The organism is Hyphococcus formosus (genome assembly GCF_046736345.1).
Classification (GTDB): Bacteria; Pseudomonadota; Alphaproteobacteria; order Caulobacterales; family Parvularculaceae; genus Hyphococcus; species Hyphococcus formosus.
Map to the genome: position 1 here is coordinate 2,743,899 of NZ_CP157210.1, position 16,439 is coordinate 2,760,337.

The window sequence follows — 16,439 nt, forward strand, 5'->3', positions numbered from 1 at the left end:
CCCGATCCTGCTGAGAGCTAGTCCCTCCCCTTAGGACGCACCCTCCCCTTTCTCAGCAGAGACTATGGCGCGAAAGCCCGCCCCGGCTTTCGCGCCCTTTTTGTATCTGATCGCGGCGAAATTTCCGGTCGGATTTCAATTTGAAACAGTGTTAGTAACGAAATCACAATTCAAGTGGCGTAGCGTAACCCGAACCCGTTTTCGGAGGTCACCATGCCTGGTTCCAGTCGATTTGCCGTTGCTGTTCATATCCTGACCTTGATGGCGCTAGAGCGTCCCAAGCCGCAAACATCCGATCGTCTGGCGGAGAGTGCGAACACCAATCCCGCGGTCATTCGGCGCTTGCTGGGCGCGCTATCGCAGGCCGGTTTGACCCATTCCCGACTTGGCAAGGGCGGCGGTTCCACGCTCGCGCGCGGGCCAAAGAAAATCAGCCTTTTAGAGATTTACGAAGCGGTCGAAGAGCCCGGCCTATTGGGGATGCCCCGGACTGCGCCAGATCGGGCCTGCCCGGTCGGTCGCCATATCGAAGATAGTCTGACGGTGATTGCTGAACGGGCCGAGCAGGCGTTTTTGGAACGCCTTTCCGAGGTCAATTTAAAGCAGGTGGCCAAGGAAATTGCTGCAGCAAATGCTGCAGCAAAAAGCGCAGCATAAATTCGTTTTATCGCGCAGCATTTGGCGCAAAAAATCGCCCTCAGGCTTTGGGTCCCTTGCGCCCGCTGCCCAGCTTGCCGCCATCTTTGTGCGGTGCCAGCGGCCAACGCGCGCGCGGCGCTAAACCCAAGGATTCATCTAGGGTTGGCGTCATTCCGGCAGCAATTCTTTCGGCCCCGGCCCAGGCGATCATGGCACCATTATCAGTGCAATATTTCGGTGGCGGCACCATTAATTGCCATGAATTTGCTGCGCACAAATCCTGCAGCATTTTTTTGACCGAACAATTCGCTGCAACGCCCCCGGCGACCACCAATCGGCGGTCTCCTTCGGGCGGTGAAATCATCTCCATCGCTTTTTCTGTGCGCTGCGCCAAATGCCGTGCGGCGGCAAACTGAAATGACGCGGCGATGTCGGCAACGTCCTGACCGGTTGGTTGCTCTATGCTTGTCGCCGCTTCGCGAATGGCGGTTTTGAGACCCGAGAATGAAAAGTCACAACCCGCCCGTTGCGCCAATGGCCGCGGAAGATCAAACCGGTTCGCGCGTCCGCCAGTTGCGGCGGCCTCCACCATCGGGCCGCCGGGCGCGCCCAGCCCCAATAGTTTCGCCGTCTTGTCAAAAGACTCGCCAGCGGCGTCGTCAATGGTCGTCCCGAGCCGGACATAATCGCCGACGCCCCGCACATGAATGAGCTGCGTGTGACCGCCAGAGATCAGCAAAAGCAAGTAAGGAAATGCCGCCGGTTCGGTCATGCGCGCTGATAACGCATGGCCTTCGAGATGGTTGAGCGGCACGAGCGGCAAATTATGGGCAAGGGCGATTGCCTTGGCGGTGGTCAGGCCGACCATCACGCCGCCCACCAAGCCGGGGCCCGCAGTCGCCGCGACCGCAGAGAGACGGTCAAACGGAATGCCGGCCACTGCAATGGCCCGTTCGATGGTGCTATCCAATCGCTCTACATGGCTACGGGCCGCAATTTCCGGCACGACGCCACCAAACGCCGCATGGTCATCATGTTGCGCCCAGACCTCGTTCGATAATATCTGACAGCTTCCATCTGCGCGGCGGCAAACCACAGCCGCTGCGGTATCGTCACAGCTCGTTTCAACTCCGAGCACAAAAAGGTCGTTAGAAGTAGTCATAGGTACGATTTGCGCATTCCGCTAAGATCAATTACGCGCTTGGACCGCAAAAGTACCCCTAAATGCAAGCGTTCAATTTCATAGAGGCCGGTACTGCCTTTTAAGCCATTTAGTTTCGAAAGAAAAACGAGTGTCAAATAACAACGTCTTTGCCATTGCTACCCGCCGATCGCCACTGGCTTTGGCGCAGGCCCATATGGTGCAGGCCATGGTCGCGGCTGCGCTGGGTGAGGCAGAGACTGCCGCCGAAATGGTCGCGCCGATCCGGGATTATGTCAGTTCCGGTGACCGTAATCTGGCGGGATCGCTCGCGGAAATTGGCGGCAAGGGGCTTTTCACCAAAGAAATCGAAGATGCGCTCTTGAGCGGCAATGCGCGATTTGCGGTCCATTCGATGAAAGATATGCCCGCCATATCGCCACCGGGCCTCGTGACCGCTGCGATCCCCCGGCGCGAGGATCCGCGCGATGTTTTTCTCAGCCCCACCAGCGATAGCCCGTGGAATTTACCGCAAGGCGCAAAGATCGGCACGGCATCGGTGCGCCGGCTGGCCCAAACTTTGGGTCGCCGACCCGACCTCAAGCCGGTGACCTTGCGCGGCAATGTGGGAACGCGCCTCGACAAGCTGGATCGCGGCGATGCTGACGGGACGTTTCTGGCGCTTGCTGGGTTGCGTCGGCTCGGGCTCGAACGCCATGCGACCTACATCATGCCGCCCGAAGAAATGTTGCCCGCGGTCGGGCAGGGGGCGCTTTGTGTTCAGGCGCGGGAAGATGACGATGAAGCGCTGGCGATTGCTGCGCGGTTTAATTGTCCCGAAACCGAAATTTGCGTCGCTGTCGAACGGGCATTCCTTGCAGGTCTTGATGGCTCTTGCCGCACGCCTATTGCGGGGCTTGCGACCATCACGGGCGGCGAAGTGCATTTCCGCGGCGAGCTATTATCGCTCGACGGGCAAGAGCGTTTTACGACCGAGCGTAATTTTCCGTACACGGCAAATGGGATTGAGGAAGCGGCGTCCCACGGCGCAGAATCCGCAACCGAAATTCGCGATCGCGCAGGGAATGCATTTTTTGATGCGCTTGGCGGGAGCGCGGGGTGAGGGTCCTCATTACACGCGCCGCACCCGATGCGGAACAATTCGCAGCGCTCTGCCGCGATCAGGGGCTAACGCCGATCATATCCCCCGTTATGGAAATCGACATTCAATCCCGCGCGGTTGATCTATCGGATAGTGATGCCCTTGCCTTTACCTCCGCAAATGGGGTGCGGGCCTTCGTTCATAATTCTGATCGCCGTGATCTTTTGGTTTATGCGGTTGGTCCCGTGACGGGCAAGGTCGCGCGCGAGGCGGGTTTTCAGCATGTCCGTGAAGCGGGCGGTGATGTTCATCGCTTGCGTGATCATATTGTCTCCGAAAGGACTAGCTTTTCACAAACGTTATTGCATGTCGCTGGCAAGGACCGGGCGGGCGATCTCGTTCAGCTGTTGAAGTACGAAAATATTTCGGCCCGGCGCGAGACGCTTTATGCCGCCAATGCCGTTTCAACGCTTTCCGATGATGTGATCGCGCAATTGCGCGCTGACCCACCGGTCGAGTGGGCGACATTTTTTTCGCCGCGAACTGCCGCGTTGTTTTTGGAACTCGCGGCGAAAGCGGGCGTTTTAGAAAAGCTGAAAAAAATACGGGCAGCATGTTTGAGCGATGCGGTCGCAGCGCGAGCAGGATCGGCCAATTGGCACACATTGCACATTGCGCCTGACTATTCCGCGACGAGTCTTTTGCAGATGATTCTGCATTCCAATGCGGGTTCTGCTTGAGCGTAGGCCGTCCGGCGCTTATCTAGGATAGGTCGCAACATCGCTAAAGGGAGTACCGCGTGAGCCAGGACGACAATAAGCCCGATCAAAAGGATAGCGAGAACGCGATACCCGAAGTCGAGGCGGAAGTCGTCAGCGATGATGAAACTGTCTCGCCCGCTTTTGACGACGAACCGGTCACCGAAGAAGAAAAGATTTCTGAAGCGGAGGAAAGCGCGGCGGAACCCGCAAAGCGCAAATCCACTTTAACGCCGGGCGTCATTCTTTTTATTGCTTTTGCCATCGCGGCGCTCATCGCTTTTGGCTATTGGCGAATGCAATCGGACCCCGCGGATGAAACAGCGCAGACACCCGTAGCGACACCGGCCGTCGATGATGACCCAACGGACGAAGAGGCTAGGAGCCAAGACGAGCCCGCTACGACGGATAAGACCTCGAACCTTCCGGCAGACGACCTAAAGCCAGAGCCGACCGAAGCGGAAGCAGACGACACATTCTTGCCGCCGGTGGGCGATGACGCGGCGAAGCTCGAAAACAATTTCGGTGATGAGGCCAAGACGCCAGCCCCGACCGAGGCGCAGCCAGAAGAAACACCTGATCCGTCAACGGAGCAAGACGAGGCGATTGCGCCGACCGAGGAAGCCCAGGTCGAGCAAACGCAGGCCGAGGAAGCCCAGAACGAGGATCGTGACCCGGCTGAGGATCTCGGCGAGGATGTTGTCGCGTCAGAGGATGTGCCGGAAGCGGCACCGGCGGATAGTGAACCCGCTGAAAGTGAGCCCGAACAATCTGCTGCGGTGATTGATGCGCCTCAGCCAGATAATACGTATCAAGAAGAAATCGCGGCGCTGAAAGATGAATTCAGCCAGCAAACCGATCGGTTGAACGCAGCATTGACTGCTGAGCGCGAGAAAAATGATGCGTTACTTGGCGAAATAAATGCCTTGCGGCAGGACCTTTCATCGGCGCTCTCATCGCGCGATGCACAAATAGACCGCGAGCTTAGTGAGCTTCGCGCCGCAGTTGTTGATCTGCGTGAGCGCCAGCCAAAAATTACGCCGGAACAAATCAAGGCTGGGTTGTCTCTCGATACATTAAAGCTCGCAATCGATCGGGGCACCCCTTATGCGACTGAGCTGGCCGATGTCACTGCGCTCGCGCCGGATCTTACCGCACCTTTAAGCCGCCATGCGCAAACGGGTATTCCTACGATTGCTGAATTGCGCGACCGTTTTGATGCCGCCGCACGAAAAGCTATCGCGGCGGATGCGCAAGCCAACGCCGGTAGCGGTGTCGCCGGTGTGATGGCGCGCGCAAAGAATATCATTTCGGTACGCCCCGCAGAGCCGCGCGCGGGCGACAGCGCGGCAGCCATTATTTCGCGGGCCGATGCGGCCCTTGATGATGGTGATGTCGCTTATGCGCTGATCGAGATCGAAAAACTTTCCGATGCCGCACAGGAAAGCATGAAGGATTGGATTGCCGACGCGACCGCGCGCGCCAATGCATCTGCAACGCTTCGGGCGCTTGACGCCCGTTTGGCAAATGCGGTGGAGTAAAGCATCATGATCCGTATTCTGATATTTCTATTGTGCATCTTGCTGTTTGCCGGTGCGGTCACCTATTTCGCAAGCCTAGATAGCCGTTTTACCGGTGAGGTCTTTGGCTATCACTTTGATGGTCCCTCGGGCTTGATTATTGGTGGCGCTTTTGCGCTCCTGTTGGTGACGATTTATCTGACGCACAAGATCAAGGACATTATGGGCTTGCCGGCGCGCATTCGCGCACGGGAGGCGGAAAACAAACGCACACGCGGTGTTGCAGCCCTGACCCGCGGATTAGAGGCCGTTGCGGTCGGCGATGGTGAAGACGCAGCGCATCATGCGCGCGTTGCCCGCCGGCTCCTTGATGATGTCGCGGTGACGCGGCTTTTAAGTGCGCAGGCAGCACAGTTGTCGGGTGATGATAAAGCCGCACAAGAAGGCTTCTCGGCCATGCTCGAAGCGCCTGAGACGGAATTTTTGGGCCTTAAAGGGCTTTATGCGCAAGCGATCAAAGCGGACGATCCCGATAAGGCGCGCGGATATGCAGAGCGCGCCTTTCAACTGCGCGCCAATGCAGATTGGGCATATCATTCCGTGTTCGAATTAGGGCTAGAGCGCGGCGCATGGGGCGATACCCGCGCAGCACTCGAGCGAGCGGAGAAAAATAAATTAATCGATCCGGAAAAAGCCCGTCGCGGAAAAGCCGCTTTGCTGACCGCCGATGCCTATGCATTACAGACCGTGGATCGAACCACAACACTAAGCGAGCTTGAAACCGCACTTAAATATGCGCCAAGCTTTGCACCGGCGGCATTGCTTGCGGCGCGGCTTTATGGCGACGAAGGCAAGGTCGGCAAAGCTGCGAAAATCATCGAAACCGCATTCGCCGATGCCGCGCACCCGGCGCTGATTAAGCAATATGATCGTCTTTACAAAAATGAAGATAACGCAAAACGCGCAACCAAACTTCGGAAACTCGCGGAGAAAGCCCCGCAAAGTGACGAAGCAACATTGCTACGTGCGCGCGCGGCTAATCTTGAGGAAAACTGGCAAGATGCGGTGGATATCCTCGAGCCAGTATTAAGCGAAACGCCAACAGCGGCGGCATTTAGCCTGATGGCTACGGCAATAACCGAATTACATGGCCGAGAGGCCGCGCAAGTGTGGCTTGAGCATGCGGCGAATGCACCGCGTGACCCGCGGCCCGGATCGGACGGAGAGTTCAATCTCACGCGCGTAGGTTGGGCGCGACTCGTTTGTGAATATATGGAACATGAGCGGTTGGCACCGCCGCCAGTCGAAGAATTGACCAGCAAGCTTTCGATAGAAGAAGTTCGGTTGCTTACGGCCCCGCCAATTCCAGAGCCCGAAGACGACACCAGCGCGGAGGACGACGCGGTGCCACACATCGTCGATGGTGACGCCAGCGAAGAAGACGCGCCGAAAGATGCAGCAATCGAAGAGGAAACAGAAGAAGAGGCCTTGATCCGCACCGAAGAAGAAGCGGAGCAAGCGATCAAAGCCTCGCGCGAAGTTTCCTGACGTTATTCCGCCGCTTTTTTGGGTTCGTCTTTCTCGTCATTGGCCGCGTTTTTCTTGGCCTTCATTTCTTTCTTTTCGCGTTTCTCGAGCGCTTTTTCTTGGGCCGTCAATTTTTTCTGTTCTTTTTTGGATGGCTTTTCCGCCGGGGTATCCTTGGCGGCTTCCATCGCAATCAGGCCTTCTTCGGCGAGGGTGCGGACAGAAAGAAAATCGATTTTCCCTGTGCCGAGCACCGGAATTTCATCGACAATGACGATCTTTTTGGGGACCGCAATTTCCGGCACGCCATGGGATTGCGCCCACGCCAATAGGAGGCCGCGCGGTGCGTCCTGGCGATCCGTAACCAGAATGATTTGCTCGCCCTTTTTCGGGTCCGGTAAGATCGCGGCTGCATGAAGATTATCTGGCCAAACGGCTGAGGCGCAGTTTTCAACCACCGCGAGCGAAACCATTTCGCCGCCAATCTTCGCAAAGCGCTTTAAGCGACCGCGGATCGACATATAACCCGCTTCGTCAAAAGAAACGATATCACCCGTATCGTGCCAGCCGTCCTCCGGCGGGACGACGACGCCCGGATTATCTTGCGAAAGATATCCGTTCATGATGTTTGGCCCACGGACGAAAAGACGACCGGCCCCGTCGAGCCCCTCTACCGGGTCAAGCCGATATTCAACTGCGGGCAAGAGTTTGCCAACGGTGCCTGAGCGGATATCGCCGGGCTGGTTTGCGGCCAAGACGGGCGATCCTTCGGTCACGCCATAGCCTTCGAGAACTTCAAAGCCAAAACGTTTTTCCGCGGCTTGACGGGTTTCATCGCGAACACGTTCTGCGCCGCAAACGGCAATCCGCAAAGATGACATGCCGCCATCCGCGCTGGCGCGCATATATTGCGATAAAAACGTATCGGTTGCGAACAACACCGTAGAGCCGGTTTCAAAAATCCGCTTAGGGATGATTTTGGTTTGTAAGGGCGAGGGGTGGAATACAACCGGATAGCCGTTCAATATCGGCCATAAAGCACCAGCGGTGAGCCCGTAACAATGGAATGTCGGCAGCGGATTGAAGAATATATCCGTTGGCAATAGGTCAACATGGGCCGAAATCTGTTCGATATTTGCGATAATGTTCCGGTGCGACAGAACCACGCCTTTGGGGATGCCTTCCGTGCCTGAAGTGAACAGAATGACGCCCGGCGCGTCCGGGTTCGGTGTTGAGGCGAGAATGGTCGGGAATAATGGCCCCAATAACGCCAACGCTTTGTCGCGGCCATTGATCTGTTCACGAACGTCTTCGAGATAGATGATGTCAACGGCGGCCGAAAGTTCTTCGATGAGGCTTTCAAGGCCCGCCATCTCGACGAATTTCTTGGCCGTTACAATCTTTGAAACCTGCGCCGCTTTGCATGCGCCCAGAAGGTTTTTAGAGCCCGAAGTAAAGTTCAGCATGGCTGGCACGCGCCCGCGCGACAAAAGCGCAAATAACGCGATGACCGCCCCGGCGCTTGTGGGCAATAGGATGCCGACATGTTCATTATGATGGGTCAGGCGACCGAGTGCGCCACCCAGCGCGAAAGCGCCGCGTGTGATTTCTTTGAAGGTGAGCTTGCGCCCATCACCATCCGTAATCGCAACTTTGTCTGATTTTTGACGCGCTGCATTTTCGAGATATGCCTGAAAAATTGCGCGGCGTGAGCGGCGTTCTATGCGCCGTACTGGATCACCCATGACTGTACCTGTTTGTTTCCTAGCCCCGTCCACATCCTATGGTAGGGGCGCAAAAATTGCCAGAAGCCAATCGTGGCCGGTAGCCAAGGGGATTCGCAGAAGTTCTTGGGTCCTATAACGCGCCGGAAATTTCCCTGACAATGTCGCGCGCTGCTTTGGCCGGGTCGCTATTGGCGATGATAGGGCGACCAACCACCAACTGATCCGCGCCTGCGGCGATCGCGCTTGCAGGAGTTACCACTCGTTTTTGATCGTCCATCGCACTGCCGGCGGGCCGCACGCCGGGCGTTACGATTTTTAACGCATCCCCAAAACGAGACCGGATGGCTTTGGCTTCCTTCGCAGATGCAACAACGCCATCGGCACCGGCTTCCGCCGCAAATTCTGCGCGCTTCAACACAAGATCTTCCAGACGCATGTCGATCCCGGCTTTGGTCAGACTGGCCTGATCGAGACTGGTCAACACGGTGACGGCAAGAATTTTCAAACGCGGATCATCGCCTCGTCCCTGGACCGCACCTTCCAAAACATCCGGCTCGGCGTGAACGGTTAAATAATCACCCCCAAGGGCGGCAACGCTTTTCACGCCTCGCTCGACCGTTGCGCCGATGTCGTGAAACTTAAAGTCGAGAAACACTTTCTTGCCCGCGTCTGATAAACGCGATGCGAGGTCAAGCCCGCCAATCGGCATGAGCTGATAGCCGATTTTATAAAAGCTGCCTGCGTCACCGATCGCATCAATGGCGCGCTGCGCGTCTTCAACAGACGGCAGGTCAAGCGCGATAATCAGGCGGTCATTCGGGGTCATTTTGCAGTAGCTTTCTTTGTGGGTCGTTTCGTTGTGGTTCTAAGCTTAGGAGCGTTGGCGAGCTTCTTTTTGGGCGCTGCCTTTTTCTTGGTCGCTTTTTTTTTAGCGGGTTTTGGTTTGTCCGGCGACAAGACTTTCTCTTTGAAACCGCAAAGATCAACTAGATCGCAACGCCAACATTCTGGCGTGCGCGCCTTGCAGATATACCGGCCATGCAAAATCAGCCAATGATGCGCATCCTGGAGATATTCCTCAGGGACAATTTTTTCCAGCCCCAATTCTACATCGAGCGGAGTTTTCCCCGGCGCAATGCCGGTGCGGTTTCCGATCCGAAATATATGGGTGTCGACCGCAATGGTCGGCGCGCCAAAGGCCACATTCATCACCACATTGGCGGTTTTGCGGCCAACCCCCGGTAGTTCCTCTAGCGCTTCGCGCGATTGCGGCACTTCACCGCCGAATCTGTCGATCAACATCTGAGACAGCGCGATGACGTTTTTGGCTTTATTGCGCCAAAGGCCAATCGTTTTCACATATTCGCCAAGTTTTTCTTCGCCCAGCGCCACCATCTTTTCGGGCGTATCTGCGACTTTGAAAAGGTCCTTCGTCGCCTTGTTGACGCCGACATCGGTGGCTTGGGCCGATAGGGCGACCGCAACCACCAGCGTATAGGGATTGGTGTAATTTAATTCCGTTTGCGGTGACGGTTCGGTCGTTGAGAGGCGCTCAAACATCTTGCGCGCATTGTCTCGGGTCATTTTGCGGGGCATAGGCGGCCTTTTTGATTCTGGTTGCGACCATAACGTCCGCCAAGCGCAGGTAAAGTTCCGCTTTGCGCAATTGCGACCATGTCCCTTGTGGGCGTATATTTTTTCTATGACCCAAATATCCGCCATGGAAACCATGCCGCCGCTGTCCAAGGGACGCAGCCTTGAGGCGCCAAGCCTCGAGACGATGGGCGACGCGAAAAGCGATTTTGATGCTGTTCTTTATCCGAACCGATCCTTGCCCAATAAAGGCTTTGTGATCGTCATGACGATTGTCGCGGTGTCCCTGTTCTCTACTGGGCTTTTCTTTTCGACTTTGGGTGCGTGGCCGGTTTTAGGGTTCTGTGGGCTTGATGTTCTGGCGGTCTGGGTTGCGTTCAAGCTCAGCTATCGGCAAGGGCGATTGCGCGAACGGGTGCGCATTGCCAATGGCGAGATGTGGGTTTCCCGGGTAATGCCATCGGGGCATGAAATGCGCTGGCGGCTCCAGCCCTATTGGACGCAAGTGAAAATCGACCAGCCTGTCCGTCATGAAAGTCAGGTCCGCGTGATCAGCAAAGGACGAACATTGATTTTGGGGGCATTTCTGTCACCAGAGGAGCGGGGCCGGTTTGCCGAGGCGCTAACAAGTGCCTTGGGTCGCGCGCGCGGTTAGGCTACACGGTCCCATCGAAACCGTTTTTGGATAGAAATTATGCTCGGTACGTTCCTGATTTTGCTGGGTCTGCTTGCGCTTGGTGTCGGCCTTTATTGGTACTGGCGCAGAAAAGTCGCCGCCGAAATCGCGGAAGGGGCGGCGTATGAATGGGCGTTTTACCAAAAAAATGAGCCCGAATTTGTCGCAGACCTGACCGAGGATCAATTCAACGAAATTTATCGCCGCGTGAATGAGCCGCGTTTCCCCGGCTATGCACTGGCGGCGGTGGCGACCTTTCTCGTCTCGCTTCCCCTGACATTGGGGCTTTTGGGTTTTTCGCAATGGGTTGGACAAAAGCTGGGTATTCTGCCCCAGCCTGTTGAAATTGTGCGATATGTCAATCTTGGCGAAGTCAAAGTCGCGCAATCATGGCAATGCGGGCCGGAATGTCAGCTTTATGTTGCTGAGGCATTTTCCGGTTTTTACTTTTTCTTCGGGATTGTCATTGTCTGGTTAGTCATCGTCTGGTTTTTTATGCGGCGGTTTCATAATCGCCGTCCCGGTTATTTGCGCGACGAAATTCTGCGCGCAAAAAGTTAGTAACAGGAGATAGTCTTGCAGTATCTACACACCATGGTCCGTGTACGCGATTTAGAACAATCACTTGACTTTTATTGCAACAAGCTCGGCCTTCAAGAAGTGAACCGCTATGACGTTGAGGCAGGGCGCTTTACGCTGGTCTTTCTTGCGGCACCAGAGGATGTCGCGCGAGCAAAAGAGAAAAGCGGCCCCATGGTCGAGCTTACCTATAATTGGGACCCTGAGGAATATGATGGCGGGCGAAATTTCGGCCATCTTGCCTATCTGGTTGATGACATTTATGCGGCCTGTCAAAAGTTGATGGATGCGGGCGTTACCATCAATCGTCCGCCCCGCGATGGTCATATGGCTTTCGTCCGGTCGCCAGACGGCATTTCGATTGAGCTATTACAACGCGGTGAGGCGCTTGAGCCAGCTGAGCCATGGGCAAGTATGGAAAACACTGGCACCTGGTAAGGCCTATTCAGGCTAGGGTATTCCTCAGACGAAAGTATCTTGATGGCTGGTCGCTCGCACTCTTCCGACCCTGTGGTTCTTGACCAAATTACAAAGCGTTACGGCAATTTCACTGCGGTGGATAATCTGTCGTTTCGGGTCGCGCAAGGTGAGATATACGGGTTTTTGGGCCCCAATGGTGCGGGCAAGACCACAACGCTCCGTATGCTGCTTGATATCGTCAAGCCGACGACCGGCAGCATCAGCGTATTGGGCGCATCATCTGCGATTAATGTTCGCCGCAAGATTGGCTACCTGCCGGAAGAGCGCGGTCTCTATCGCAAAATGAAGGCCGTCGATTCAATTTCCTATTTTGCGCAATTGCGCGGGTTGCCATCCGGAAAGGCGAAGCGGCGCGCGAACGAGCTGCTTGAACAATTCGGGCTTGAAAAATTTGCCAAGTCAAAAAACGAAGCCCTCTCAAAAGGCATGGCGCAAAAAGTTCAGCTCTTGGCGACCATCGCTCATGAGCCGGAACTTTTGATTTTGGACGAGCCCTTCTCCGGCCTCGACCCGATCAATCAGCAAACGCTCGAGGCTTTGATTTCCGATCAGCGCGCGAATGGCCGGACGATTATTTTCTCTACCCATGTTATGCAGCATGCGGAACGGCTGTGTGATCGGTTTCTGATCCTGGCGCATGGGCAAAAGCGGTTCGAAGGCACATTAGAGGCGGCGCGGGCGCTTTATGGGCACCGGCTTCATGTGCGCAGTGCCGCACCCCCTGAAGCGTTTGAGCGCCTTGCCGGTGTGATTTCTGTTCGTCTCGAAAAGGCCGGGGGTGACGAAAATCTCTATGAGATTGAGCTTGCGGACAATGCCGATCCGCAATCATTTCTGCGGCAGGTCGTCGGGGCCGGTATCCAGATCAGCCGTTTCGAACAGGCGGGCGCGACCTTACACGAAATTTTCGTATCGCTTGCGGGCGATGAGGCGGCAACATCGGATCTGGCGGAGGCCGCGGAATGACACAGATTTTGCTGATCGCATGGCGCGAATATAAACAATATGTTTTCTCGCGCGGGTTCCTGATTTTTCTGGTGATGTTACCGGTCAGTCTGGTGGCGTTTAGTGCGGCGATGGGCCTTGTCGAGCGAAACAAGCCCACCCGTGTTTTCGTGGTTTACGATGTAACGGGCGAATATATTGATGACATAGATCAGGCGATTGAGCGGCGACATCTCTTCTATAGTCTCGCCGCGTGGGATACCTATCTTTCGCTTAGCGCGACGCCTGAAAGTCTGGCGGATGGATTGATCGAATATCCATTTGCGCCTGATGCGGTGAATGATGCTCGGGCGGAGGCATTTCTGGCCGCTGGAGGCTTTGATGCCGCGAACGCAGCGGCGGGACCGCATTTGCGTCCGGGCGTTCCCGCATATGAGGCACCACGCCAACAATTCGAGCGTATTGACGCGCCGTTAGAGGCGGGCACATCGCTTGAGGAGGCCGAAGCAATCTTGCGGCCCTATCTTCTTGATGAAACGCGAGTTGAAATGCCGGACGGTTCGACCGCACCGCTTTTTGCGGCGATTTTGATCCCGGCGGATTTTGGCGCAGGGGAAGACGCTGCGGCGGCCCAATATTGGAGCCGCAATCTGACCGATAATGCATTGGAAAGCGTCGTCGGGGATGCGCTTGATCGCGCCGTTAAACGGCAAGCGGTTGCCGATTTCGGATTGTCGCAAGAGGCGCTGGATAAGGTCGATGCGGTGGAGGCACCCTTACTTTCCTATCGTCCTGATCGCGCGCCAGATGAAGCAGAACTTGGTCTTGAAGACCGAATAGAAACCGCATTGCCCGCCGCGCTGACCTATATGTTGGTGGTGATTATATTTGGTGTCGGCAATCTGTTGCTGACCAATACGATCGAAGAGCGCTCGAACAAGATCGTCGAGATTTTGTTGTCGTCGGTGACGGCGGGGCAGCTCATGACAGGCAAGCTGATTGGTATTGCGGCGGTGGGCCTGACAATGCCGGCCATGTTTTTGGTAGGTGGACTTGCGGGATCGGCGACCCTCGCGACGGATGAGAATGTTTTGTCGCTTGCTATAGGCTCGCTATTCTCTTCACCCTTATTGCTGATTTATCTTTTCTATTTCTTCTGCGCCTATGCGATTTTCGCGATGATCTTTCTCGCGATTGGCGCGGTGTCGAACTCGTTGCAAGACGCCCAGTCTTATATGGGGCCGGTGATGATTTTGGTGTTTGCGCCCATGCCGTTCATGGTGATGGTGTTTCAAAACCCAAATGGGTTCGTGGCATCTGTGCTGACCTGGATCCCCGTCTATACGCCCTATGCGGTCATGATGCGCGCGGCCGCTGATCCGCCCTTTTGGGAAATTGCAGGCGCGACGTTGTTGATGCTCGTTTTTGCGATTTTCCTGATGCGGATTATGGGCCGCATCTTCCGCAATGCAATTTTGCAATCTTCACCGCCAAAGGCGCGCGAGGTCTGGCGTTTGGCGCGGAAAGAAAAGCCTTAGGCGGTTTGGCCGGCGGCTTCTGGCTTATAGATGAATTTACGGTCGCAATAGCCGCATTCGGCTTCGCCATCCTCAAGCGAATACCAGACGACCGGATGGCCTAGGGCACCATCGCCGCCGTCACAGGAGACGCGCAGGCTGTCCACATAGATGACTTCTGGATCCGGTGTGATGGTTGTCGTCGATTCGCTCATGGGTCTTTTCTTCATGAAGATGAAACTTGGTGACTGTGCTTGCCGCTGATGGGCGCTTTCGTCAAGACCTCCCGCATATGTGTGGTACGATTAACGGGCCGCGTGGTTGACCCGTTTGGCGTGCAGCGCGATAAGCGCAGGCAGCACGAATAAGTGAGAATTTCCATGGATTTCAACTCAAATGCCGAATATGCGATTGCCGCCCGCGGGGTACGCAAGGTCTATGGCGGTACGGGCAAGGCCCCTGCGAAGGAAGCCCTGAAGGGCGTGGATATCCTTGTAAAGCGCGGGTCGATTTTTGGGTTATTGGGGCCAAATGGGGCCGGGAAATCCACCTTTATCAATATTCTGGCGGGTCTCGTGAACAAAACTGCTGGGGACGTTTCGGTCTGGGGTTTTGATATTGATCGCAATCCCCGACAGGTGCGGGCGTCGCTTGGGGTTGTGCCGCAAGAAATCAATATGGACGTGTTTTTCACGCCGCTTGAGGCGCTTGAAATCCAGGCGGGCCTCTATGGGGTGCCAAAGAACAAACGCCGCTCCAAAGAGATCCTCGAAGCGCTGGGCCTCGGCGATAAGGCGAATGCCTATGTGCGGATGTTATCCGGGGGTATGAAACGCCGGTTGCTGGTGGCAAAGGCGATGGTGCATTCACCGCCAATCCTCATTCTAGATGAGCCAACGGCGGGCGTTGATATCGAGCTGCGCAAGCAATTGTGGGACTATGTTCTGAAGCTCCATGAAATGGGCGTCACCATCGTGTTGACGACGCATTATCTCGAAGAGGCCCAAGAGCTTTGTGAGGAAATTGCGATCATCCACAACGGTAATGTTGTTGCCTGCGAGCCAACGGAAAAGTTGATCTCGTCGCTTGACCGCAAGACCTTGATGGTCACACCGAGTGAGTCCGTTGATATCAAGCCGGACCTTGGACCGCTGGAATATGAGTTAAAGCCCGATGGCAGTCTCGCCATTGCGTATCAGCCGAGCAAAACACAAGTCGCCGATATTCTTGAACGGCTTTCAGGGGCTGGGATTGCGGTAAAAGATCTTTCTACCGTCGAGGCGGATCTTGAAGATGTGTTCCTTGAGCTGACCTATCGCACCGACTAATCGCTGATCGGTTTCCACATCGCGTGATCATCCGGCAGTCTCATCGCATAGTCTCTAAGGGCGGCGGCGACTTTTTTCGGGTCGCCCTGTAGCGCATGTGGCGGGATCATTGGACCCAGAGTGATTTTGTAGGTCTTGTTCTTTTTGTTCAAAAGTTCATGGAACAGCGTGATGTCACGCAGCTCCGTGTTCAATCGCCAGAACCAATAATAGAGCCATGAATTACGCATTCCGATATGTACCGGAACGACCGGGCAATCATATTTGCGCGCGAAAATAGCAACTGACGCCAGCCATTCCTGCTCGGTCAGCACCTTTTCGTCACTCATGAAGGCCAGCCGTCCGGAGGGAAAGAGAACGACGCATTTTTCCTGTTTGAATGCTTTGATCAGGCTTTCCAATGTCTCGCGGGAGCGTTGGGCTGTTCGTTTTTCAGGGACCCATTCGACCGGGATAATCATATCGTCAAGGCCCGGTGCCGCGCGCAATGCATCGCGATTGGCAAAGAAGGTCATATCGGGACGTTTGTCTTTGATTGCGTCGAACATGGCAATTCCGTCGGGAATGCCCGTTGGGTGCGTTGAAGCAATCAGTACACGTCCATGTTGTGGCAGGTTTTCGAGACCATCGATCTGAATATTCAGCTTGAGAAGATCGCTGATATAATCGAACACCGCCCGGGCAGAGAGATCGCCGATGGCATCGGCCATTCTGACCGCCGGTTTATAGAGTAAGAGCGGATAAAGTGCGGCTTTATATAAAGGCCAAAGCGCTGACTGACGGAGATGTTCAGCCCGTTCCTCGATCAACTCGTCAACGATATGTTTCTCGGCGGGCGTTTTCTTGTGGCTTTTATCGTTCATTCCGAGGTCCGGTGTTAATCCGCATTTGAGTAATCAATACGCGG

General features: G+C 55.5%; 17 protein-coding genes. 11 read left to right on the forward strand and 6 right to left on the reverse strand.

Annotated features, from left to right (window positions below):
- Nucleotides 1-213 precede the first annotated feature (213 nt).
- Nucleotides 214-657, forward strand: a complete 444-nt coding sequence (locus tag ABFZ83_RS12760; protein ID WP_411816937.1) for an Rrf2 family transcriptional regulator — start codon at nt 214-216, stop codon at nt 655-657.
- A 40-nt stretch (nt 658-697) separates the two neighbouring features.
- Here the strand turns inward: ABFZ83_RS12760 and tsaD are convergent, their stop codons facing one another.
- Complete coding sequence (tsaD, locus tag ABFZ83_RS12765) at nt 698-1,801, reverse strand: tRNA (adenosine(37)-N6)-threonylcarbamoyltransferase complex transferase subunit TsaD (protein ID WP_411816938.1); 1,104 nt, start codon at nt 1,799-1,801, stop codon at nt 698-700.
- A 130-nt stretch (nt 1,802-1,931) separates the two neighbouring features.
- Here tsaD and hemC point away from each other — a divergent pair, with 130 nt between their 5' ends.
- From hemC to ABFZ83_RS12785, 4 genes are read left to right on the forward strand one after another with little or no spacing between them, the layout of a single operon-like run.
- Entirely contained in the window at nt 1,932-2,903 is a 972-nt protein-coding gene (gene hemC / locus ABFZ83_RS12770; RefSeq protein WP_411816939.1) for a hydroxymethylbilane synthase, read from the forward strand.
- Nucleotides 2,900-3,622, forward strand: a complete 723-nt coding sequence (locus ABFZ83_RS12775) for a uroporphyrinogen-III synthase (protein ID WP_411816940.1) — start codon at nt 2,900-2,902, stop codon at nt 3,620-3,622. Before hemC ends, ABFZ83_RS12775 begins: the two co-directional genes overlap by 4 nt.
- Nucleotides 3,623-3,681: 59 nt before the next feature.
- The gene (locus tag ABFZ83_RS12780) at nt 3,682-5,181 is read left to right on the forward strand and encodes a mitofilin family membrane protein (RefSeq protein ID WP_411816941.1); all 1,500 of its coding nucleotides are present in this window, start codon (nt 3,682-3,684) and stop codon (nt 5,179-5,181) included.
- Nucleotides 5,182-5,187: 6 nt separating this feature from the next.
- The gene (locus ABFZ83_RS12785; RefSeq protein ID WP_411816942.1) at nt 5,188-6,708 is read left to right on the forward strand and encodes a heme biosynthesis protein HemY; all 1,521 of its coding nucleotides are present in this window, start codon (nt 5,188-5,190) and stop codon (nt 6,706-6,708) included.
- 2 nt (nt 6,709-6,710) lie between these two features.
- Here the strand turns inward: ABFZ83_RS12785 and ABFZ83_RS12790 are convergent, their stop codons facing one another.
- From ABFZ83_RS12790 to nth, 3 genes are all read right to left on the reverse strand, one after another.
- Complete coding sequence (locus ABFZ83_RS12790; RefSeq protein WP_411816943.1) at nt 6,711-8,432, reverse strand: AMP-binding protein; 1,722 nt, start codon at nt 8,430-8,432, stop codon at nt 6,711-6,713.
- 112 nt (nt 8,433-8,544) lie between these two features.
- On the reverse strand, nt 8,545-9,240 hold the full coding sequence (gene pyrF / locus ABFZ83_RS12795; RefSeq protein WP_411816944.1) for an orotidine-5'-phosphate decarboxylase: 696 nt from the start codon (nt 9,238-9,240) through the stop codon (nt 8,545-8,547).
- Entirely contained in the window at nt 9,237-10,010 is a 774-nt protein-coding gene (gene nth, locus ABFZ83_RS12800) for an endonuclease III (protein WP_411816945.1), read from the reverse strand. The genes pyrF and nth overlap by 4 nt, the downstream gene beginning before the upstream one ends.
- 106 nt (nt 10,011-10,116) lie before the next feature.
- On the opposite strand from nth, the gene ABFZ83_RS12805 reads away from it, so the two are divergent.
- Genes ABFZ83_RS12805 through ABFZ83_RS12825 form a run of 5 tightly spaced genes read left to right on the forward strand, consistent with a single transcriptional unit; the run spans nt 10,117 to nt 14,225 of the window.
- The gene (locus ABFZ83_RS12805; protein WP_411816946.1) at nt 10,117-10,662 is read left to right on the forward strand and encodes a DUF2244 domain-containing protein; all 546 of its coding nucleotides are present in this window, start codon (nt 10,117-10,119) and stop codon (nt 10,660-10,662) included.
- Between the two features lie 39 nt (nt 10,663-10,701).
- Nucleotides 10,702-11,244: a hypothetical protein gene (locus tag ABFZ83_RS12810; protein WP_411816947.1), complete on the forward strand. Its 543-nt coding sequence runs from the start codon at nt 10,702-10,704 to the stop codon at nt 11,242-11,244.
- Nucleotides 11,245-11,259: 15 nt separating this feature from the next.
- Nucleotides 11,260-11,700, forward strand: a complete 441-nt coding sequence (locus ABFZ83_RS12815; RefSeq protein WP_411816948.1) for a VOC family protein — start codon at nt 11,260-11,262, stop codon at nt 11,698-11,700.
- Nucleotides 11,701-11,742: 42 nt separating this feature from the next.
- Nucleotides 11,743-12,708 carry an ABC transporter ATP-binding protein gene (locus ABFZ83_RS12820; RefSeq protein WP_411816949.1) on the forward strand — a complete coding sequence of 322 codons (966 nt, stop codon included), beginning with the start codon at nt 11,743-11,745 and terminating at the stop codon, nt 12,706-12,708.
- A complete protein-coding gene (locus ABFZ83_RS12825) occupies nt 12,705-14,225 on the forward strand; it encodes an ABC transporter permease (RefSeq protein ID WP_411816950.1) in 1,521 nt (506 codons plus the stop codon). The genes ABFZ83_RS12820 and ABFZ83_RS12825 overlap by 4 nt, the downstream gene beginning before the upstream one ends.
- On the opposite strand, the gene ABFZ83_RS12830 is transcribed toward ABFZ83_RS12825, so the two are convergent.
- Nucleotides 14,222-14,419, reverse strand: a complete 198-nt coding sequence (locus ABFZ83_RS12830) for a zinc-finger domain-containing protein (protein WP_411816951.1) — start codon at nt 14,417-14,419, stop codon at nt 14,222-14,224. The genes ABFZ83_RS12825 and ABFZ83_RS12830 overlap by 4 nt on opposite strands.
- 165 nt (nt 14,420-14,584) lie before the next feature.
- On the opposite strand from ABFZ83_RS12830, the gene ABFZ83_RS12835 reads away from it, so the two are divergent.
- Complete coding sequence (locus ABFZ83_RS12835; protein WP_411816952.1) at nt 14,585-15,532, forward strand: ABC transporter ATP-binding protein; 948 nt, start codon at nt 14,585-14,587, stop codon at nt 15,530-15,532.
- On the opposite strand, the gene ABFZ83_RS12840 is transcribed toward ABFZ83_RS12835, so the two are convergent.
- Nucleotides 15,529-16,395: a 1-acyl-sn-glycerol-3-phosphate acyltransferase gene (locus ABFZ83_RS12840; RefSeq protein ID WP_411816953.1), complete on the reverse strand. Its 867-nt coding sequence runs from the start codon at nt 16,393-16,395 to the stop codon at nt 15,529-15,531. The two genes, ABFZ83_RS12835 and ABFZ83_RS12840, sit on opposite strands and share 4 nt — an antisense overlap.
- Nucleotides 16,396-16,439: the final 44 nt, after the last annotated feature.